Raw genomic sequence first — 20,360 nt, 5'->3', positions numbered from 1 at the left:
AACAATATGACTCTGCGTAAATTCGCAGGGCTAGGAGCCCTGTTGTCCTTCGTAATGCCTGGCCTGGCCATGGCAGAAGAAGCGGCAGCCCCTGTCCTCAACTCTGGCGACACCGCCTGGATGCTGACAGCCACGATTCTTGTACTGTTCATGACCATTCCCGGCCTGGCGCTGTTCTACGGCGGCATGGTTCGCTCGAAAAACCTTCTTTCCGTGATGATGCAGTGTTTCGCCATTACCGGTCTGATCAGCATCCTGTGGGTCATTTATGGCTACAGCATTGCGTTCGACACCACCGGCATGGAGCAGGGCGTCGTCAACTTCAACTCCTTCGTCGGTGGCCTGGGCAAGGCGTTCCTGGCGGGCGTGACTCCGGCGAGCATCACCGGTCCGACAGCGCTGTTCCCTGAAGCGGTGTTCGTCACTTTCCAGATGACCTTCGCCATCATCACCCCGGCCCTGATCGTCGGCGCCTTTGCCGAGCGGATGAAGTTCTCCGCCATGCTCATCTTCATGGGCGTGTGGTTCACCCTGGTGTATGCGCCGATTGCGCACATGGTCTGGTCCGGTAACGGTGGCCTGCTGTGGGACTGGGGCGTGCTGGACTTCGCCGGCGGCACCGTGGTGCACATCAACGCCGGTATCGCAGGCCTGGTGGCGTGCCTGGTACTGGGCAAGCGCAAAGGCTTCCCGACCACGCCAATGGCACCGCATAACCTGGGTTACACCCTGATGGGCGCCGCCATGCTGTGGGTCGGCTGGTTCGGTTTCAACGCCGGTTCCGCCGTCGCCGCCAACGGCACGGCCGGCATGGCCATGCTGGTCACTCAGATTGCTACCGCTGCCGCAGCATTGGGCTGGATGTTTGCCGAATGGATCACCCACGGCAAGCCAAGCGCACTGGGCATCGCCTCGGGCGTGGTGGCGGGTCTGGTTGCGATCACTCCGGCGGCTGGCACCGTGGGCCCGATGGGCGCTCTGGTGATTGGCCTGGCGGCGGGCGTGGTGTGCTTCTTCTGCGCAACCACCCTCAAACGCAAACTCGGCTATGACGACTCCCTGGATGCCTTCGGCGTGCACGGCATCGGCGGTATCCTCGGCGCGATCCTCACCGGTGTGTTCGCTGCGCCGGCCCTGGGTGGCTTCGGCACCGTGACCGATATCGGTGCGCAAGTGTGGATTCAAGTCAAAGGCGTGGGCTTCACGGTGATCTACACCGCGATCGTCACCTTCATCATCCTCAAGGTCCTGGACGCCGTCATGGGTCTGCGTGTCTCCGAGGAAGAAGAGGCTGTTGGCCTGGATCTGGCCCAGCACAACGAGCGTGGCTACAATCTGTAAATCCACGCAAAAAAATATGCCCGGTTCGCCGGGCATTTTTTTGCCTGCGATTTGTCAACGCTCACAGGAAGAGCCAGTTTTTCCGAGGCCTTTTTGTCTGGCGGGTGGCAGGGGTTTTCCAGCGCCAAAGGCTTACATCGAAGGTGGAATATTAGGCTCTTTGTTTTTTTCCTGAGCGCGCTAGAATGCGCGCCGAGCGTGCGGAGAACTGTATGTGGCAACAGACGCTGATTACCCTGCGGGCAAGGCCCCGGGGCTTTCATCTGGTGACGGACGAGTTGCTCGCCGGCCTGCCTGAACTACGGGCGTGTCGCGTCGGTCTGTTGCATCTGTGGCTGCAGCATACCTCGGCCTCGTTGACCATCAACGAGAACGCCGATCCGGCGGTACGTCGAGACTTCGAACGATTTTTCAATCGGCTGATCCCACAAGGAACTGCCGATTATGAGCACAACGACGAAGGCCTGGACGACCTCCCGGCGCACTTCAAGGCCAGCGTGCTGGGATGTCAGCTCAGCCTTCCGGTAACGGACGGGCGACTGGCTCTGGGTACCTGGCAAGGTGTTTATCTGGGCGAGCACCGTGATCATGGCGGTGCTCGTAAAGTCCTCGCCACCTTGTACGGTGAAGGGGCATGACCGCCGATTGCCGGTGGATGTTGAATTTTTTCTGGCAGCCTTCGACAGATGGCGTAGCTGGGCTATAACTAATCTGCTTTTCGCAAGTCATGAGGTAGAACATGAGCGACGATGATCTGGAAAACGACGACCTCGAAGTAGGTGAAGAAGACGAGGCCGAAGACGGCCTGGAAGCGGCAGCCGAAGACGTTGCCGACGACGATGGCGCCGATATACCGGCCCCGACCGCCAAGGGTAAGGCCAAGGCTGCGGTGTCGGTCGACGAGTTGCCGAGCGTTGAGGCCAAGAACAAGGAGCGTGATGCGCTCGCCAAGGCCATGGAAGAATTCCTGGCCAGGGGCGGAAAGGTGCAGGAAGTGGAGGCCAATGTGGTCGCCGATCCGCCCAAGAAGCCTGACAACAAGTACGGCAGCCGCCCTATCTGAGTTCTGCTTCCTGCTTGCCGAAAAAGCCCGCCGTCGTCGCGGGCTTTTTCGTGGGCATAAAACTGTTGCGCCGGCCCTTGTGGGAGCGAGCCTGCTCGCGATGGCGGTGTGTCTGTTACATGAGCGTCACTGGGACGCCCTCATCGCGAGCAGGCTCGCTCCCACAGGCCACAGGGTTTGGTGGTGTTCTCGGATTCAGCCCTGGCTGTGCCATCCCGCCAACAACCCCGGCAACTCGGTCAGGCTGCGAATCTCCGCATCCGGTACATGGTCGGCATCCCAGGCCTTGCCTGCCGGGTTGAACCACACCGCCCGCAGGCCGGCCTGTTGGGCGCCGGCAATATCGTCACCGGGATGATCGCCAACGTGCACGGCGGTCTGCGCCGTGGCACCGCCGCGTTGCAGGGCCTCGTGGAACAGCCGCGCATCAGGCTTGGCGATGCCGATGTCCTCGGCACACAACGCGAACTTGAAGTAATCCGCCAGCCCGAGGCGACGCACATCGGCGTTGCCATTGGTGACCACGCCAAGGGCGAAGTGGTTGGCGAGGATTTCCAGGGTGGGCTGCACCTCGGGAAACACCTCCAATTGATGGCGGGCATGCAGGAACGTCTCGAACCCTTGGTCCGCCAGCTCGGACGCTTGCCACTGGTCATAGCCGGCTTCTTGCAGCGCACGGAACAGCACCCTCCGCCGCAATGCGCTGATGCGATGCTTCAGGCCGGGCTCTTCGCGCAATACCTGCTCGCGAATCGAAAACAGATGCTCCACCGGCACGCCGCCCAGGTTCGGTGCGTTGTCGGTCAGCCACTGGCGGAGAACGGCTTCGGCCGTGGCGATCACCGGGGCGGTGTCCCACAAGGTGTCGTCGAGGTCGAAAGTGATGAGCTCGATGGTCATGATTCGTCGCCCTTGATGCGTTTGGCCCGGGGATGGGCACTGTCATAGACCGTCGCCAGGTGCTGGAAGTCCAGATGGGTATAGATCTGAGTGGTCTTGATGTCCGAGTGGCCCAGCAGCTCTTGCACGGCGCGCAGGTCCTGGGAGGACTCCAGCACATGGCTGGCGAAGGAGTGCCTGAGCATGTGCGGATGCAGGTTCTGCCCCAGCTCGCGTTCGCCGGCAGCCTTGACCCGCACCTGGATCGCCCGTGGACCGAGGCGCCGCCCCTGTTGGCTGACGAATACCGCGTCATCGGCAGGATTGCTCAGGGCGCGTAACGGCAGCCACAGCTCCAGTGCTTCCCGGGCCTTGCGGCCAATGGGCAGCAGGCGGGTCTTGCTGCCCTTGCCGAGCACCTGGACCATGCCGTCGGCCAGGTCCAGTTGATCCAGGTTCAGCCCTGTCAGTTCGGAAAGCCGCAGGCCGGAGGAGTAGAACAGTTCGAGAATCGCCTGGTCCCGTCGCGCCAGGAAATCATCCTCGACTGCGCCTTCAAGTAATTGCAGGGCGCGGTCGGTGTCGAGGGTTTTCGGCAGGCGACGCTCGCCCTTGGGCGGAGCCAGGCCGGTGGCCGGGTCGTGATCGCACAGGCCTTCGCGGTTGAGGTAGTGATACAACCCGCGTACCGCGGAGAGCAGGCGCGCCAGGCTGCGGGACGACTGTCCCTGTTGATGCAGGCGCGCCACCAGGCTGCGCAGGCGCTGGATGTCCAGGGCCTGCCAACTGCCGACGTTCTGTTTCTGGCACCAGCCCAGCACTTTTTCCAGGTCGCGGCGATAGGCCGTCAGCGTGTGGGGTGACACCTGGCGCTCACTGCGCAGGTGTTCGCAGTAGGCGTCCAGCTGTCGTTCCATCATCAGCGTACCGAGCGCAGCGAACCGGCAACCCGTGGCAGTACCCGGCCGGTGACTTCGGCGATGTAGCTCAGGAACAGCGTGCCCACCGAGCTTTTGTAGTGCTGCGGGTCACGGCTGGCGATGGCCAGCACGCCATGGACGCCTTGGTGGGCGATGGCGACGACGGCGGTGGAGCCGATCTGCTTGCGCTGTTCCTCGCCGAAGAGGAAGTCCAGCTCGTGTTCGCGCAAGCTGCCGCTGACGCTTTTGTTCTCGGTGAGCAGGCCGCCAATGGCGGTCTGCGCTTCGGCATGGGTCACCCAGCGGCCCACCGGCATGGCGTTGTCGCCGAACAGGATCAGGCTGACAAAGGGCACCTGGAACTCCTGGCGCAGGCTGTCTTCGACGCTCATGACCAGGTCTTCGAGGGTGCTGGCGTCCATCAGAGCCAGGATCAGGCGGCGGGTCTTGTCGAAGAGCCGGTCGTTGTCCCGGGCGACGTCCATCAGGTGAGAAAGGCGGTGACGCATCTCGATGTTGCGCTCACGCAGGATCTTCATCTGGTGCTCCACCAGCGACACGGTGTCGCCGCGCCGGTGGGGAATGCGCATCACTGAAAGCAAGTCTTCACGTTCGACGAAGAAATCCGGATGGGCCTCCAGGTAAGCGGCCACCGCCGCGGCCTCCGGAAGCGGGCTCGAGGATTCATCGGGCTGTGGCGCTGGAACCTGTGGCTTGTCGGTCATGGGTTTGGCTCACTCAAAGACGAACTTGTCCTTCGTATACGCGCACTGCCGGGCCGGTCATCATCACCGGTTGGCCGGGGCCTGCCCATTCGATGGACAGGCGCCCGCCGGGCAGGTCGATCAACAGGGGCGAATCCATCCACCCCTGGCTGATCGCAGCGACGGCGGCGGCGCAGGCGCCGGTGCCGCAGGCCTGGGTTTCCCCGGCACCGCGTTCCCAGACACGCAGTTGCGCGCGGTGACGGTCGATGACCTGCAGGAAACCCACGTTCACCCGTGCTGGAAAGCGCGGATGGTTCTCGATCTTCGGCCCCAGTTCATGCACCGGCGCGCTATTGATGTCGCTGACTCGCAGCACGGCATGGGGATTGCCCATGGACACCGCCGCCAGTTCTACCGTGGTGTCATCGACGTCCAGCTGATAGCTCAGGGCCTGGGCCGATGCTTCGAACGGGATATCTGCCGGCACCAGGCGGGGAGCGCCCATGTTGACGCCGATCTGACCGTCGTTGCGCACATCCAACTCGATGATGCCGCTTTTGGTCTCGACGCGAATCCTGCGTTTGGCCGTCAGGCGCTTGTCCAGCACGAAGCGGGCGAAGCAGCGTGCGCCGTTGCCGCATTGTTCCACTTCCGAACCGTCGGCGTTGAAGATCCGATAACGAAAGTCCACGTCCGGGTTGTTGGGCGCCTCGACGATCAGCAACTGGTCGAAACCGATACCTGTGTGCCGATCGCCCCATTGCTTGGCATGCTTGGGCAGAATGTGCGCGTGCTGGCTGACCAGGTCGAGAACCATGAAGTCATTGCCCAGGCCGTGCATCTTGGTAAAACGCAGCAGCATGGTTTTACTCCGGTAGCAGGCTTTCGCCGGCAAACAACTCGGCTACCGTCTCGCGGCGACGCACTTCGAATGCTTGATCACCGTCCACCAGCACCTCGGCGCAGCGGCCGCGGGTGTTGTAGTTGGAACTCATGACAAACCCATAGGCACCGGCCGAATGCACCGCCAGCAGGTCGCCTTCCTCCAGTGCCAGCTCCCGGCCCTTGGCCAGGAAGTCACCGGTTTCGCAGATCGGGCCGACGATGTCGTAGCTACGGGCTGCGGTATCGCGGGGGCGCACGGCGGTCACATCCATCCACGCCTGGTACAGCGCCGGGCGGATCAGGTCGTTCATGGCCGCGTCGACGATGGCGAAGTCCTTGTGCTCGGTGTGCTTGAGGTACTCGACCTGGGTCAGCAGCACGCCGGCATTGGCCACGATGTAGCGGCCTGGCTCGAACATCAACGCCAGGTCGCGACCTTCGAGACGCTCACGAACGGTCTTGATGTAGTCGGCCACCAGCGGCGGCTCCTCATCGCGGTAACGCACGCCGACACCGCCACCCAGGTCGATATGACGCAGGTAGATGCCGCAATCGCCGAGACGGTCGACCAGCGCCAGCAGGCGGTCGAGAGCATCGATGAAGGGGTCGAGGGTGGTCAGTTGCGAGCCGATGTGGCAATCGACGCCCAGGACTTCCAGGTTAGGCAGTTGGGCGGCACGCACATAGACGTCTTCGGCATCGGCGATGGCGATGCCGAACTTGTTTTCCTTGAGACCGGTGGAAATGTACGGGTGGGTGCCGGCATCGACGTCCGGGTTCACGCGCAGGGAAACCGGTGCGCGTACGCCCAGCTCGGCGGCGACGACCTGCAGGCGTTCCAGTTCGTCGGTGGATTCGATGTTGAAGCAATGCACGCCGACTTCCAGGGCACGGCGCATGTCCTCGCGGGTTTTACCGACACCGGAGAAGACGATCTTGTCAGGGCTGCCGCCAGCCGCCAGCACTCGTTCGAGTTCGCCACCGGAGACAATGTCGAAACCTGCACCCAGGCGCGCCAGGATATTGAGCACACCCAGGTTGGAGTTGGCCTTCACGGCGAAACACACCAGGTGCGGCATGCCGGCGAGGGCGTCGGCGAAGGTCCGGTACTGGGCTTCGATGTGGGCACGGGAGTAGACGTAGGTCGGCGTGCCGAAACGTTCGGCAATGGCGGACAGGGCAACCCCTTCCGCGAACAGCTCCCCGCCACGGTAGTTAAAAGCGTCCATGGCGTTCCCTTAGTAGGTGGAGTGGGTGTCGTGCGAGTGGGACTTGGATTGCGACGACTTGGCCTGCTCTTCAGGGGACTTGCTGTCATCAGGCAGGTACAGCGGACCTTTTTGACCACAGGCTGTCACTAGGCAGGCAACCGCGACGAGCGCAGCAAGGGAAGAGATCAGGCGCTTCATGGCGAAATCCTTGAAAATGCGTTAATTGCGCCGGAGTATACCGGCCACCCGGCGGCTTGCCTATGCAACGGGGCTCCCGTCCGGCGGGGCTGGTGGCCTATATGCCTGGTTCCGCGGACATTTCACGGCCCCCGACCGTGGTTGTCGGTATATCCTTTGCAATCGTCGGGAAGCGCCCGTATCTTGCGGCGCTTGAGCATGAGCAGACATTTTCGAGGTTGTCGCAATGAGTTTGACTGAAGCCCGTTTTCACGATCTGGTCGATACCACCCAGCAAATGCTGGAGGATATCTTCGATGAGAGCGAACTGGACATTGATCTGGAAAGCTCCGCCGGCGTGCTCACTGTCAAGTTCGAAAACGGCAGCCAGTTGATCTTCAGTCGTCAGGAACCGCTGCGGCAGTTGTGGCTGGCGGCGGTGTCCGGTGGTTACCATTTCGACTACGACGAGGAAAGCGAGCGCTGGATGTGCGACAAGAGCGAGGAGCAGTTGGGCGAGATGCTCGAGCGCATCGTCAAGCAGCAGGCCGGTGTGGAATTCGAGTTTGAAGGCCTGTGACAACGTGAGCCAGACCGTCCCGGCGCGGCCATCCAAGCCGCTCTACAGCAACGTCAGCCCTGCCGTGCCGTCGCCGTGCACCAGCGTGTGCAAGCTGGATGAGCAGAAGGTTTGCCTCGGCTGTTTCCGCCATGTGGAGGATATCCGTGAGTGGCGCTCGGCTGATGATGCGCGCCGGCGGGTGATCTGTGCCGAGGCGCTCAAGCGCCAGAATCGAAAGTGAATACATACACGTGGGAGCGAGCCTGCTCGCGATGGCGGCGTGTCAGTCACATCAATGCTGATTGATCGGACGCCATCGCGAGCAGGCTCGCTCCCACAGGAACTGTCTGGACCTGGCAATCGTGTATCTGTCTGGCCCGGGTTGTATATTTTTTGAGCTGTGATAGTGTCCGGCTACGCCTCGACTCACCGAGGCCTGTGAAAAACCCCGTCTTCCTGTGGCGGGGTTTTGCTTTTTTCGTGCAGAAGAAAGGAGTCTGCCTGGATCATGACCGCACCTTCCATCACTCTTACCCGCCTGGACGTCCAACGTCTGGAGCGCCTGATCGACAGTCTCGACGAAACGCTGCCGGGCGTGATTGCGTTGCAAACCGAACTGGACCGCGCCGAGACTCTGGTGAGCCATGAAGACGTGCCCGCCGATGTCGTGACCATGAACGCGCGCGTGCATTGCCGCGAGGAAGGCAGCGGCAAGGACTATCACCTGACCCTGGTTTACCCACAGGACGCGAATGCCGACGAAGGCAAGGTCTCGATCCTGGCGCCGGTGGGCAGCGCCTTGCTGGGGCTGAAGGTCGGCCAGCACATCGATTGGCCGGCACCGGGCGGCAAGACGTTGAAGCTGACGTTGCTGGCGGTGGAATACCAGCCCGAAGCGGGCGGCGATTTCCACCTCTGAGGCTTCAGACCAGGGTCAGCGCTTCGTTCAGGGCGCGCTCCAGATCGGCCTTGTAGCGCAGATACAGATTGCTTGAGCAGGCGCTATCACCCACCAGGCCCGAGAGGTCCAGATCGGTGATGTAGCAGCGATAGCGCTCGGCCTCGCGGCGCTGTTCGACGATCTCGCTGGCGACCACACGGAACAGTTGGTCGCCATGCTCCAGTTCCGAAAACTCCTGTTGATTGCAATACAGGGTGACGTGTACCTGCCCATGGGTCGCCTTGCCGATGATGGCCTGCACGTCATAGAACGGCTTGTTCTCGGGTGTCTGCGGCGCCGGACGGATTTCGATCCGGCGTGCGCGTCCGCTGCCTGAGGGCAAAAGCTGGTAGTACAGGGTTTCCAGGCCCAACGGCGGGTCGGTGTCCATCGACAGCAAGGCGTCCCGACGGTACAGCACCGATTGCAGGAAGCGCTGCAACGGCACCAGCAGGCTGTGTTCGTCGTGATAAGGCAGGCGCTGTTGCCAAAGGGCATTGAGCTCATCGAGCACATACAGCTCAGCCTCGTCCTCATTGACCCGGTAGAACACCTGGATGCATTCCGGCTGGCCCATGGGCAGGACCAGCGCCAGGTCGTGATCCTCCAAGGCCATTGGATCCAGGTGCAGCGGGCTGTAGGCGCCCAGCTCTTCGCCCAGGTAGTCCTGCAGCGCCGACAGGCTGCCCAGCGCCACGTGCCTGACCTGGCCGGGGACCAGCTCCAGTACGTGATAATACTGCTGCACCTGCAGCAAGTAGCGGTGATTGAGTCTGCTCAGCAGCAGCGTCTGGGCCGTCTCGATGACTTCTTCGACCCGCCGCGCAATGAACTGCGCCCGGTTGTGGCAGAAACAGCGCACCTGCAAGCGCGGCTGGTGCTGTGTGGCGGGCAGGTCGTTGAGGTAGTCGCGCAGGCAATCGAGCAGCGCATGCTCGCCATCAAAACGGTTGACCAGTACTTCATTCCAGCTATTGAGCGTGACCTGATCGAGGGTCAGTACCAGGTTTTCCCGGACCCCGGAGTAGCTCAGGGAGTCGGTGCGCTCGGTGGTCATCAGGATGTTCAGGTCGCGGTGATGCTTGAGTGGGTCGATGCCGACGTTCACCAGGATCAGCACTTCACTGGGGACGCTGGCGTGCAGCAGCTGTTCTTCCTCGACCGTGACCAGGGGCAGGGCGATGGCCTGTTGCAGGCTGCCCAGCAGGTTGAATAGCTCGAACTCACTCAAGTCGCTGTCGCCCGGGTGCAGCGCCAGGTGTGTGCTGCTGTCGATCACGCCGTTGCGATGGCACCAGGTCAGCAGTTCCAGCAGTTCGCGGCTGCGCTTGATCGGCGCGAAGTTCTCCCACTCCAGGGCGTTGAGGCTGCCGTTGTAGAGCCCCCACTGGTTCTGTCCGGGTTCTTTCTTGTTGGGTGACTGGACCAGCGTCAGGGTGTCCTCGGCCAGGTCCGGGGCGATGCCGGGATTGATGAACTCGACCTTGTCGGCTTTGCGTTCGAAGGCTGCATACAGCCGGCGGCCAAGGACGTTGAGGTCGCGCTTGTTGATCAGGCTGACGGTTTTTTCGGTGCGGGCGAACTGGGTAAGGAAGCGGTAGCTGTAGGTCAGTTCGTTGACCAGCGCGCGGCGTTCGTTGCTGACCTGGCGCACCTTCCACTGGCTGCGGCTGTCCAGCAGCGCCAGTTGGCGCGGGTCCCAGCCCCATTCCCCGGCCAGGCGTTCGAGCAGCCTCCGCTGCCAGCCGCTGCTGCGCCCTTGGCCGGTGAGCTTGCGATTGACCTTCAGGTACAGCGCGCGTCGGATCAATTCCAGGCGCTCGGGTTCGCCACGAGCGTTGAGGTATTCCTCGATACGGCGGTAGACCAGCATGTACGGGTCCAGCTCCTCCAGGTCCAGGCGATTGGCGAACACGGCTTGCTTGAAGCGCAGGCTCAGGCACCGGACATTGGGGTGTTCGCTGGCGTAGACCTCCGTCAGCAGCAGCTTGAGCACGGACTTGTAGGGCGACTCGATGCCCTTGAACAATTGCCAGAGCCCCGCGCCGATGAACTCCCCTGGCGGGATGTAGGCCAGGTGCCCGAGGTCCAGGGTTTCATCGGCGCGGATGAAGCGCTTGGAAAGCAACGTATGGGTGTACGCCTCATAGTTGTCTTCCTCGTAGACCGGCACCAGCCACCAGATCGGTGTGCGCCCGGCCAGCCAGATCGCCGTGCGGTAGAACTCGTCCAGCAGCAGGTAGTGCTGAGTCGTGCCGCAATCTTCGGAGCTGAGTTGATTGTCCCGTTCACCCTGGACGAACCGGGCCGGGTCGATCAGGAAAAAATGGGCTTCGGCGCCCTGGGTCGCGGCCCAGGCTTCGAGCAGTTGGCATTTCTTGCGCAGCTCGGCCAGTTCGTCGTCGCTCAGGTCCGGCCCATGGCAGACCCACACATCCATGTCACTCTGGTCCGCCTGGGCGAGGGTGCCCAGGCTGCCCATCAGATACAAACCCAGGATGGGGCGCGGCGGATTGCTGCCATGGCGTGGCTTGTAGGAAAACGATCGGGTCAGTCGCTGGGCGTCGGCGAGGACGCTGGCGTCGGGCTCGTAGTTCGACAGCCCGGCCGGTGTGCTGCCGGAGACGTAGCCTGGCAGCAGCGGATGGTTGACGTGGAAAAACAAAGGAAGCAGCGTCAGCACGCCCTGCTGGCGAGGCGACAGGCCGTCCATGGCGCGATCCATCCGGACGGTGTTGAGCTTGAGAAAACGTGCGCGCAGCTGGCTGAGGACCTTGCGGTCGATTCCCTCGTCCAGATCGGGGCGTATTTCGTGATTGCGGGTCATGTCGGCTCAAACCGGCTCGCGGCGTCGAACGTGGGAAATCAGAGGTGATGGCAGTTTAGCGTCCGGGACGGTGAATTCTTAAGCTGAAAGTAGGGTGTGGACGTCAGATTTTTCACGCAAGGCGCCCGCGCCTGCGGAAATCCGGCGAAGCAGATTTCCGTGGGCGACAGGGAGAGTCAGGCAGCTTCTTGGACGCTGAGTATCGTCAGGACGGTTTGTACGTTTTGCGCGGCGTCACGACCCAGGCTGGTCAGATAACCGCCGTCGGGTTGGGTGATCAGTTCTTTGTCGTACAGGCGTTGGGCAGCGGCAATGGCTTTAGGGGCAGCGGTCTGATGGATTTTCAGGCCTTCCTGGGAACTGTCCAGGTTGAAGAGTGCAAGGATTTCCAGTTCGGCAACCAGCTCAGGGGTAAGCGACATAAGGACTCCAGACTTTCTAGGAATATGGTCGATAGCGTCACTAAGGTGAGCGCACTCAGCCGAGCTGTCCAGTGTAGAGGCAGGCTTTTTTTGTTTTGGGCGATGGAGCGTGTGTGGGAGCAAAGCTTGCTCGCGATGCAGGCGCCTCGATTCATGAGCGATCGCATCGGTTTCATCGCGGGCAAGCCTTGCTCCCACAGTGTTTGAGGCAGTCCCTCCCACCGCAGCGGGTTCAGTTCTTTTCCGGTGGCAGCTCGGGCAGTTTGCGCAACGCGTCTTCATACCATTGGGTATTGAACGGGCGGTCTTCATCGAGCATGGCGTCGATCTCGAAGGCCAGCACATGGGCCATGAGGTTCAGGATGTCTTCGCGCTCGTAATTGACCAGAGTCAGTTTGTTGAAGGTGGCCTTGGCCGCTGGCGGGTTGCCGCTTTCGATCTGGTTTTCAATGGCTTCGATCAGGGTCGACTCGACGAATTCTTCTTCGTCATTGTCGATGTCGGTTGGCTCGCTCATGGCAGGCTCCTGTGAGAAAGGCGCCAGTTTACCTGCATTCAGCGGCGTGATGCGCCTAGCGCGAAACCTCCCGACAGTCTATAACGCAAGGCTGCCCACCCCACACGGACTGGAGGTATCTGCAATGCTCAAGCTTTATGGTTTCTGCGCCAGTAATTATTACAACATGGTCAAACTGGCATTGCTGGAGAAGGGCGTGCCCTTCGAAGAAGTGTCGTTCTATGGCAAGCAGACCCCGGAAATACTCGCCATCAGCCCACGGGGCAAAGTGCCTGTGCTGAAAACCGAGCAGGGCTTCATCAGCGAAACCAGCGTGATCCTCGAGTACATCGAGCAAACCCAGTCCGGCAAAGCCCTGTTGCCCGCCGATCCGTTCGAGCGTGCCCAGGTCCTGGCCCTGTGCCGGGAGATCGAGCTGTACATCGAGCTGCCAGGGCGCGCCTGCTACGCCGAGGCATTCTTCGGCATGACAGTACCCGATGCCATCAAGGAAAAGAGCAAGGCTGAACTGCTGCTGGGGTTCGCCTCGCTGGGCAGGCACGGAAAGTTCTCACCTTATGTCGCGGGCGACAGCTTGAGCATTGCCGACTTGTACTTTCTCTATGGTGTTTCGCCAGCCTTACAGGTGGGCAAAAAATTGTTTGATATCGACCTGTTCGCAGACATGCCGGCGGCCAAGGCGCTGATGGAACGGTTGGGGACGAATCCGCACGTACAACGGATCGCGGCGGACAGGGAAGCGGGGATGCCAGAGTTTTTGGCGATGATCGCTGCCAAGAAGTGAATTTTATACTGCTCTAGCGATTGCTTTCGCGAGCAGGCTCGCTCCCACAGGGGATCTCTGTATGTTCACAACTTTGTGTTCACTGAAGATCCATGCGGGAGCGAGCCTGCTCGCGATGCTGTTAGGTTCTAGCGACCGGCAAGCAACGCCTGGCCGCGCACCACGGCAGCCTTGACCTGCGCCGGTGCCGTGCCGCCGATGTGGTCACGGGCGTTGACCGAGCCTTCCAGTGTCAGCACCGCAAACACGTCCTGCTCGATCTGGTCGCTGAACTGGCGCAGTTCGTCCAGGCTCATCTCCGCCAGATCCTTGCCGTTTTCCACGCCATATTTCACGGCATGACCGACGATTTCATGGCAGTCGCGGAATGGCAGGCCACGGCGCACCAGATAGTCGGCCAGGTCCGTCGCGGTGGAGAAGCCGCGCAGGGCCGCTTCACGCATCACCGCGTGCTTGGGCTTGATGGCCGGGATCATGTCGGCAAAGGCGCGCAGCGAGTCGCGCAGGGTATCGGCGGCGTCGAACAGCGGTTCCTTGTCTTCCTGGTTGTCCTTGTTGTAGGCCAGCGGTTGGCCTTTCATCAGGGTCAACAGGCCCATCAGTGCGCCGAACACCCGGCCGCTCTTGCCCCGTACCAGCTCCGGTACGTCGGGGTTTTTCTTTTGCGGCATGATCGAGCTGCCGGTGCAGAAGCGATCCGGCAGGTCAATGAACTGGAATTGCGCGCTGGTCCACAGCACCAGTTCTTCGGAGAAGCGCGACAGGTGCATCATCGCGATGCTCGCGGCGGCGCAGAATTCGATGGCGAAATCGCGGTCCGAGACGTTATCCAGCGAGTTGCCGCCCACAGCGTCGAAGCCCAGCAGTTGGGCGGTGTATTCGCGATCGATCGGGTAGGTGGTGCCGGCCAGCGCGGCGCTGCCCAGGGGCATGCGGTTGGTGCGCTTGCGGCAATCGACAAGGCGCTCGTAGTCGCGGCTGAGCATTTCGAACCAGGCCAGCATGTGATGCCCGAAGGTCACGGGTTGAGCGGTCTGCAGATGGGTGAAGCCGGGCATGATGCTCTCGGCTTCACGTTCAGCCTGTTCCAGCAGGCCTTTCTGCAGGCGGGTGATCTCGGCCAGGATCAGGTCGATTTCATCACGCAGCCACAGGCGGATGTCGGTGGCGACCTGGTCGTTGCGACTGCGGCCGGTGTGCAGTTTCTTGCCGGTCACGCCGATGCGATCGGTCAGGCGCGCTTCGATGTTCATGTGCACGTCTTCAAGGTCGACACGCCAGTCGAATTGACCGGCCTCGATTTCACCCTGGATGGTCTTCAGGCCATCGATGATGCTGTCGCGCTCGGCATCGGTCAGCACGCCGACCTTGGCCAGCATGGTGGCGTGGGCGATCGAACCCATGATGTCGTGGCGATACAGGCGCTGGTCAAAATTGACGGAGGCGGTGAAGCGGGCGACGAAGGCGTCGACGGGTTCACTGAAGCGGCCGCCCCAGGACTGATTGGTCTTGTCAGTGCTCATGAATTCGCTCGTGATCGGCTGTGGAAAAAGTAGCGGTTAAAGGCTGCGGCGGATGATAGCAGGGTTGCCGGGGCTGGCGCTGGCACTGGTCGGCAGGTTTTTTACGCACGAGCCAGGCGTGCAAGCAGGTTTTCTGCACAACGATATTTTCCGATTGAGCAATATCGTCGTGGCAACCGTCTACAGTGGACGATAGGAGTTTTGCTTTTTCCATCATGGCGCATGGGGCGAACCAACCAGGGGGGCTCAATATTGATCAGATCGAAAATCAACAATCCCCGCGGCGACGCCGTGCGACAACGGGCCTCGAGCATCGGTCGGCAAGCGCTGGTAAAGATAGGCAACCGCCTCGCGGCACTTTTTGGCCCTCGAGCGAGTCTTAGCGTGGATCGCGGTGACGGATGTCACTTCCCCTGTCTACGCTATCCTTGTGCGAGACTCACGCAGGAATCCAGCGCAATATGAATGTCCTGATCGTTGATGACGAACCACTGGCCCGCGAGCGCCTGAGCCGAATGGTTGGCGAGCTCGAGGGTTACAGTGTCCTGGAGCCGAGCGCCACCAATGGCGACGAGGCGTTGGCCCTTATCGACAGCCACAAGCCGGATATCGTGCTGCTCGACATTCGCATGCCTGGCCTGGATGGTCTGCAGGTCGCGGCGAAGCTGTGCGAACGAGAGTCGCCCCCCGCCGTGGTGTTCTGTACCACCCGGGACGACTTCCCGCCCGAGATATTGCAGGCCGGCGCCGTGGGCTATCTGGTCAAGCCGGTGGCATCCGAGGCGTTGCTTGACGCCTTGCGCAAGGCGGAACGGCCCAACCGCGTGCAACTGGCGGCGCTGACCCGTCCGGCAGCGGAAAGTGGCAGCGGCCCGCGCAGCCACATCAGTGCGCGAACCCGCAAGGGCATCGAACTGATCCCGTTGAACCAGGTGGTCTACTTCATTGCCGACCATAAATACGTGACCTTGCGCCATGAGAGTGGCGAGGTGCTCCTGGACGAGCCCCTCAAGGCACTCGAGGACGAGTTCGGCGAGCGGTTCGTGCGTATCCACCGCAACGCCCTGGTGGCCCGCGAGCGCATCGAGCGTCTGCAACGCACGCCCCTTGGGCATTTCCAGCTGTTTCTCAAAGGCCTCAATGGCGACGCGTTGATTGTCAGTCGGCGTCATGTGGCGGGCGTGCGCAAGATGATGCAGCAGCTCTAGTGGCCTGCGTGGCCAATTCGTGCACTCAAATTCGGCACCAGAACTTGAGTACTCGAATTAACCGTACAGGCCACTAGCGCAATGTCTCAACGGCATTGCACGTTTTATTATCCGGAATATTGACGGCCAGGGAGGCCTTGGGGTCGTGATTCAAGTCAAAGCGGATTTGGCTGAGCTGTTATTATCCGTCGTATCTTTTAAGTACGGATTGATCCATGTCCCCTCGCGAGATCCGCATCGCCACCCGTAAAAGCGCCCTGGCCCTCTGGCAGGCCGAGTACGTCAAAGCCCGTCTGGAGGCCGCCCATCCCGGCCTGGTCGTGACGCTGGTGCCCATGGTCAGTCGCGGTGACAAACTGCTGGATTCGCCACTGTCGAAAATCGGTGGCAAGGGTTTGTTCGTCAAGGAACTTGAAACCGCGCTGCTGGACAACGAAGCCGACATTGCCGTGCATTCGATGAAAGACGTGCCCATGGACTTCCCCGAAGGCCTGGGTCTGTTTTGCATCTGCGAGCGCGAAGACCCGCGCGATGCGTTCGTTTCCAACGCCTTTGCCAGCCTTGACGCGTTGCCTGCCGGGAGCGTCGTCGGCACGTCCAGCCTACGTCGCCAGGCGCAACTGCTGACCCGTCGTCCCGACCTGCAAATCCGTTTTCTGCGAGGCAACGTCAACACTCGCCTGGCCAAGCTCGACGCTGGCGAGTACGACGCCATCATCCTTGCCGCCGCTGGCCTGATCCGGCTGGGCTTCGAGGACCGCATCACCTCGGCCATCAGCGTTGACGACAGCCTGCCGGCCGGCGGGCAAGGAGCGGTAGGCATCGAATGCCGCAGCGCCGACAGCGGGATCCACGCGCTGCTGGCTCCTCTGCATCACGAAGACACGGCGACCCGGGTTTTCGCCGAGCGCGCCCTCAACAAACACCTCAACGGCGGCTGCCAGGTACCGATTGCCTGCTACGCCGTGCTGGAAGGCGAACAGGTCTGGTTACGTGGCCTGGTGGGCGATCCGGACGGCGGCACGCTGCTCAGCTCCGAAGCCAGGGCGCCCCGGGGCGATGCCGAAGCGCTGGGGGTGCGGGTCGCTGAAGACCTGCTGAGCCAGGGCGCTGGCGAGATCCTCAAGAAGGTCTACGGCGAGGCAGGCCACGCGTGATGGGCTGGCGGTTGCTGCTGACCCGGCCGGAGGACGAGTCGTCGGCCCTGGCTGCTGTCTTGGCCGAGGCTGGCGTATTCAGCAGCAGCCTGCCGTTGCTGGCTATCGAACCGATTCCCCTCTCCGATTCCGGCCGAGCGATGTTGCAGCGGCTCGACCAGTACTGCGCCGTGATCGTCGTCAGCAAGCCGGCCGCCCGGTTGTGTCTGGAGCAACTGCGTGAATATTGGCCGGAGCCGCCGGAACAACCCTGGTTCAGCGTGGGCGCAGCCACCGGGCAGATCCTGGCCGATGCGGGCCTCACGGTGTTTTATCCGGACGATGGCGACGACAGCGAAGCCTTGCTGGAACTCCCGGCGTTGCGTCAGGCTCTCACCCGGAGCAATCCCCAGGTTCTGATCGTGCGTGGTGAGGGCGGCCGCGGTTTGCTGGCAGAGCGCTTGCGCGAGCAAGGTGCTAGCGTCGATTATCTGGAATTGTACCGGCGAGGCCTGCCTGAGTATCGCGAAGGCGAACTGCTGGCGAAGGTCGAAGCGGAACGCTTGAACGCACTGATGGTCAGCAGTGGGCAGAGCTTCGAGCATCTTCACCGCCTGGCGGGTGCCGCCTGGCCCGATCTGGCGCGGTTGCCGTTGTTTGTCCCAAGCCCCAGGGTTGCCGAGATAGCGCGGGCCGCCGGGGCCCGATCAGTTGTGGATTGTCGTGGCGCCAGTGCCGCGGCTTTGCTGGCGGCTTTACGGGAACAATCCGTGCCGTTTTCTAATGCAAAGGATGGATACGTGAGCGAAACAGCCTTGCCAAAAGATCAAGACCGACCCGTGATCGATGCTCCGGTGGAAACGCCGGCACCGGTGGCGCCGCGTCGCGGTAACGGGTTGGCCATTGTCGCATTGCTGCTGGGGGCCGCTGGCGTGGCCGTTGGCGGCTGGGGCGTCTGGCAGGTGCGTCACCTGCAGGCCAACAACCAGCAACAGTCCACCCAGGTCCAGGCACTGAATGACCAGGCCCAGACTCTCAAGCTCAATGAGCAACGCCTCAGCGAGCGCCTGGCGCAGATGCCGGCGGCCGAAGAGCTGGAGGAGCGACGGCGTCAGGTCGCCCAGCTACAAGGCGACCAGCAACACCTGAGCCAACGGCTGGAAACCGTACTGGGTGCCAGCCGCAAGGATTGGCGCCTGGCCGAGGCCGAGCATCTGTTGCGCCTTGCCAGCCTGCGTCTTTCCGCCCTGCAAGACATCACCAGTGCCCAGGCCCTGGTCCAGGGCGCCGACGAAATCCTGCGGGAACAGAACGACCCGGGCTCGTTCGCTGCCCGCGAGCAGTTGGCCAAGACGCTTGCGGCGCTGCGCAGCACCGAGCAGCCGGATCGCACCGGGCTGTTCCTGCAACTGGGGGCCCTGCGTGAGCAAGTGCTGCAACTCTCGGAGCTGGCGCCCGAGTACAAGGATCGAGGCGAATCCCTGCTGGGCCTGACGGCCGATGGCGACGGGGCCAGCCGCTGGGCGCAGTGGTGGGATCAGATCTCGCGCTATATCCGCATCGACTTCAATGCCGACGAGAACGTCCGTCCGCTGCTGGCCGGGCAGAGCCTGATGCAGGTGCGCCTGGCCCTGAGCCTGGCATTGGAGCAGGCGCAATGGGCGGCCCTCAACGGGCAAGCGCCGGTGTATACCCAGGCGTTGCTCGAGGCCCGCGATGTACTGCAGAACAACTTCAACCAGGACAACCCGCAGAGCAAGGTCATGCTCGAGCGAGTGGCTGAACTGGCCAAGCAGCCGGTGACGGTGGTCACGCCGGACCTGACCGCGACCCTGAGCAGCGTCCAGGCCTATCTGGAGCGTCGCAACCTGAATGCCGAGGAGTCGGTCAAGCCGCTGGCCAAGCCTGCTGGGCAGGAGACCACGCCATGAAGCGTCTCTACGTGATTCTGTTCGTGGTCATCGCTGCCGCCGCCCTGTTGGGCGTGGCGATTTCCGAGCATTCGGGTTACGTGCTGGTGGCGTACAAGAGCTTTCGCTACGAAGCCGGCCTGTGGGTCACCCTGGCGCTGGTGGCGGTACTCTGGTTGTTGTGGCGGGGCGTGCGCGCCTTGATCGGCCTGGTGACTACGTCCAGCGGTGTGGTCAACCCGTGGTCGCGGCGCAATCGTAGCCGGCGCATACAAGTAGCGATCGAACACGGTCAGTTGGACCTGGCCGAAGGTCGCTGGGCCAGTGCCCAACGGCATTTGCATCGTGCCGCGGAAGCCGAACGCCAGCCGTTGCTGTATTACCTCGGGGCGGCGCGTGCGGCTAATGAGCAAGGTCTTTACGAACAGAGCGACAACCTGCTGGAGCGCGCCCTGGAACGCCAGCCCCAGGCAGAGCTGGCCATTGCATTGAACCACGCACAGTTGCAGGTGGACCGGGGCGACACCGACGGCGCCTTGGTCACGTTGCAAGCCATGCATGATCGTCATCCCCATAACGTTCAGGTCCTGCGTCAATTGCAACGACTGCATCAGCAGCGTGGTGATTGGTCGGCGGTGATTCGCCTGTTGCCGGAACTGCGCAAGGACAAGGTCTTGCCGGCGATGGAACTGGCTGAACTGGAGCGTCGGGCCTGGGGTGAAAATCTCTCCCTGGCGGCCCATCGCGAAGAGGACGGCAGCGTCGGCTTGCAGTCGCTCAACCGCGCCTGGCAACAGCTGACTTCCGCGCAGCGCCAGGAGTCGGCGTTGGTGTTGGCCTATGCCGAACAACTGCGGCAACTGGGGGCACAGGGCGACGCCGAGGAAGTATTGCGCACCGCGCTCAAACGTCACTATGACAGCCACCTGGCACGGCTGTACGGGTTGGTCCGCGGCAATGATCCAGCGCGACAGCTGCAAGCGGCCGAAGGTTGGCTCAAGGATCATCCGGCCGATTCCAGCCTGCTGTTGACGCTGGGTCGCCTGTGTCTGCAGAACAGCCTGTGGGGCAAGGCGCGGGATTATCTGGAAGGCAGCCTGAAGATCCAGCGCAATCCCGAAGCGTGTGCCGAACTGGCGAGATTACTGGCACAACTGGGCGATGCCGAGCGCAGCAACCAGCTGTTCCAGGAGGGCCTGGGACTGCTGGATGAGCGCTTGCTTGCTGCGCCTTTGCCGGTTCCGGCCCAGGCGCTGTCCAGTTAAGAAACACTGATCGCGTTTGGCGGTTCGAGTGGGTTTTGCCAGGAGGATGGTCGCCGATCGCTGCCTGACTCAAGGCTCAAATG

At 62.1% G+C, this 20,360-nt stretch carries 21 protein-coding genes and 2 pseudogenes; 13 read left to right on the top strand and 10 right to left on the bottom strand.

Annotated features, from left to right (window positions below):
* The first annotated feature begins 6 nt into the window (after positions 1-6).
* From ACODTO_RS04560 to sutA, 3 genes are all read left to right on the top strand, one after another.
* Positions 7-1,341, top strand: coding sequence for an ammonium transporter (locus ACODTO_RS04560; RefSeq protein WP_139641108.1), 1,335 nt, complete (start codon positions 7-9; stop codon positions 1,339-1,341).
* Between the two features lie 212 nt (positions 1,342-1,553).
* A complete protein-coding gene (locus ACODTO_RS04555; RefSeq protein ID WP_024780561.1) occupies positions 1,554-1,979 on the top strand; it encodes a secondary thiamine-phosphate synthase enzyme YjbQ in 426 nt (141 codons plus the stop codon).
* Positions 1,980-2,080: 101 nt separating this feature from the next.
* The gene (gene sutA, locus ACODTO_RS04550; RefSeq protein ID WP_024780560.1) at positions 2,081-2,404 is read left to right on the top strand and encodes a transcriptional regulator SutA; all 324 of its coding nucleotides are present in this window, start codon (positions 2,081-2,083) and stop codon (positions 2,402-2,404) included.
* A 195-nt stretch (positions 2,405-2,599) separates the two neighbouring features.
* Here the strand turns inward: sutA and ACODTO_RS04545 are convergent, their stop codons facing one another.
* From ACODTO_RS04545 to lptM, 6 genes are read right to left on the bottom strand one after another with little or no spacing between them, the layout of a single operon-like run.
* Complete coding sequence (locus ACODTO_RS04545) at positions 2,600-3,304, bottom strand: HAD family hydrolase (RefSeq protein ID WP_139641106.1); 705 nt, start codon at positions 3,302-3,304, stop codon at positions 2,600-2,602.
* Positions 3,301-4,200: a tyrosine recombinase XerC gene (xerC, locus tag ACODTO_RS04540; RefSeq protein ID WP_489106057.1), complete on the bottom strand. Its 900-nt coding sequence runs from the start codon at positions 4,198-4,200 to the stop codon at positions 3,301-3,303. Before xerC ends, ACODTO_RS04545 begins: the two co-directional genes overlap by 4 nt.
* A gap of 2 nt (positions 4,201-4,202) precedes the next feature.
* Entirely contained in the window at positions 4,203-4,928 is a 726-nt protein-coding gene (locus ACODTO_RS04535) for a DUF484 family protein (protein WP_489106030.1), read from the bottom strand.
* A 13-nt stretch (positions 4,929-4,941) separates the two neighbouring features.
* Positions 4,942-5,772 (bottom strand): diaminopimelate epimerase, encoded by an 831-nt coding sequence (gene dapF, locus ACODTO_RS04530; RefSeq protein WP_139641102.1) that lies wholly within the window; start codon positions 5,770-5,772, stop codon positions 4,942-4,944.
* 4 nt (positions 5,773-5,776) lie between these two features.
* Complete coding sequence (gene lysA, locus ACODTO_RS04525; RefSeq protein ID WP_139641100.1) at positions 5,777-7,024, bottom strand: diaminopimelate decarboxylase; 1,248 nt, start codon at positions 7,022-7,024, stop codon at positions 5,777-5,779.
* Between the two features lie 9 nt (positions 7,025-7,033).
* A complete protein-coding gene (gene lptM, locus ACODTO_RS04520) occupies positions 7,034-7,204 on the bottom strand; it encodes an LPS translocon maturation chaperone LptM (RefSeq protein WP_139641099.1) in 171 nt (56 codons plus the stop codon).
* A gap of 226 nt (positions 7,205-7,430) precedes the next feature.
* Here lptM and cyaY point away from each other — a divergent pair, with 226 nt between their 5' ends.
* The 3 genes from cyaY to rnk all read left to right on the top strand — a co-directional run bounded on the left by cyaY (position 7,431) and on the right by rnk (position 8,664).
* A complete protein-coding gene (gene cyaY / locus ACODTO_RS04515; protein ID WP_139641097.1) occupies positions 7,431-7,763 on the top strand; it encodes an iron donor protein CyaY in 333 nt (110 codons plus the stop codon).
* Between the two features lie 4 nt (positions 7,764-7,767).
* A complete protein-coding gene (locus ACODTO_RS04510) occupies positions 7,768-7,986 on the top strand; it encodes a DUF1289 domain-containing protein (protein WP_139641095.1) in 219 nt (72 codons plus the stop codon).
* Positions 7,987-8,253: 267 nt separating this feature from the next.
* Positions 8,254-8,664 carry a nucleoside diphosphate kinase regulator gene (gene rnk, locus ACODTO_RS04505; RefSeq protein WP_139641094.1) on the top strand — a complete coding sequence of 137 codons (411 nt, stop codon included), beginning with the start codon at positions 8,254-8,256 and terminating at the stop codon, positions 8,662-8,664.
* 4 nt (positions 8,665-8,668) lie between these two features.
* Here the strand turns inward: rnk and ACODTO_RS04500 are convergent, their stop codons facing one another.
* The 3 genes from ACODTO_RS04500 to ACODTO_RS04490 form a co-directional block, all read right to left on the bottom strand.
* On the bottom strand, positions 8,669-11,512 hold the full coding sequence (locus ACODTO_RS04500) for a class I adenylate cyclase (RefSeq protein WP_139641092.1): 2,844 nt from the start codon (positions 11,510-11,512) through the stop codon (positions 8,669-8,671).
* Between the two features lie 176 nt (positions 11,513-11,688).
* Positions 11,689-11,934: a TIGR02647 family protein gene (locus ACODTO_RS04495; RefSeq protein WP_024780550.1), complete on the bottom strand. Its 246-nt coding sequence runs from the start codon at positions 11,932-11,934 to the stop codon at positions 11,689-11,691.
* Positions 11,935-12,166: 232 nt separating this feature from the next.
* The gene (locus tag ACODTO_RS04490) at positions 12,167-12,451 is read right to left on the bottom strand and encodes a hypothetical protein (protein ID WP_139641089.1); all 285 of its coding nucleotides are present in this window, start codon (positions 12,449-12,451) and stop codon (positions 12,167-12,169) included.
* A gap of 124 nt (positions 12,452-12,575) precedes the next feature.
* On the opposite strand from ACODTO_RS04490, the gene ACODTO_RS04485 reads away from it, so the two are divergent.
* Complete coding sequence (locus tag ACODTO_RS04485) at positions 12,576-13,235, top strand: glutathione S-transferase family protein (protein WP_139641087.1); 660 nt, start codon at positions 12,576-12,578, stop codon at positions 13,233-13,235.
* Positions 13,236-13,363: 128 nt separating this feature from the next.
* On the opposite strand, the gene argH is transcribed toward ACODTO_RS04485, so the two are convergent.
* On the bottom strand, positions 13,364-14,758 hold the full coding sequence (gene argH / locus ACODTO_RS04480) for an argininosuccinate lyase (RefSeq protein WP_489106029.1): 1,395 nt from the start codon (positions 14,756-14,758) through the stop codon (positions 13,364-13,366).
* 315 nt (positions 14,759-15,073) lie between these two features.
* Between argH and ACODTO_RS04475 the strand changes: the two are divergent.
* The 6 genes and pseudogenes from ACODTO_RS04475 to ACODTO_RS04450 form a co-directional block, all read left to right on the top strand.
* Positions 15,074-15,223, top strand: a pseudogene (locus ACODTO_RS04475) (sensor histidine kinase); the annotation flags it as partial.
* Positions 15,220-15,966, top strand: coding sequence for a LytR/AlgR family response regulator transcription factor (locus tag ACODTO_RS04470; RefSeq protein ID WP_139641084.1), 747 nt, complete (start codon positions 15,220-15,222; stop codon positions 15,964-15,966). The pseudogene ACODTO_RS04475 and the gene ACODTO_RS04470, both read left to right, overlap by 4 nt.
* 215 nt (positions 15,967-16,181) lie before the next feature.
* Positions 16,182-17,123 (top strand): hydroxymethylbilane synthase, encoded by a 942-nt coding sequence (hemC, locus tag ACODTO_RS04465; protein WP_139641082.1) that lies wholly within the window; start codon positions 16,182-16,184, stop codon positions 17,121-17,123.
* Positions 17,123-17,866, top strand: a pseudogene (locus tag ACODTO_RS04460) (uroporphyrinogen-III synthase); the annotation flags it as partial. The gene hemC and the pseudogene ACODTO_RS04460, both read left to right, overlap by 1 nt.
* A gap of 36 nt (positions 17,867-17,902) precedes the next feature.
* The gene (locus tag ACODTO_RS04455; RefSeq protein ID WP_241801590.1) at positions 17,903-19,033 is read left to right on the top strand and encodes a uroporphyrinogen-III C-methyltransferase; all 1,131 of its coding nucleotides are present in this window, start codon (positions 17,903-17,905) and stop codon (positions 19,031-19,033) included.
* The gene (locus tag ACODTO_RS04450; RefSeq protein ID WP_139641078.1) at positions 19,030-20,277 is read left to right on the top strand and encodes a heme biosynthesis HemY N-terminal domain-containing protein; all 1,248 of its coding nucleotides are present in this window, start codon (positions 19,030-19,032) and stop codon (positions 20,275-20,277) included. Before ACODTO_RS04455 ends, ACODTO_RS04450 begins: the two co-directional genes overlap by 4 nt.
* Positions 20,278-20,360 lie beyond the last annotated feature (83 nt).

This window comes from Pseudomonas sp. FG13, from assembly GCF_057809755.1.
Note: the sequence above shows the minus strand (reverse complement) of the source record. Positions and strands in the feature narration are given on the sequence as shown.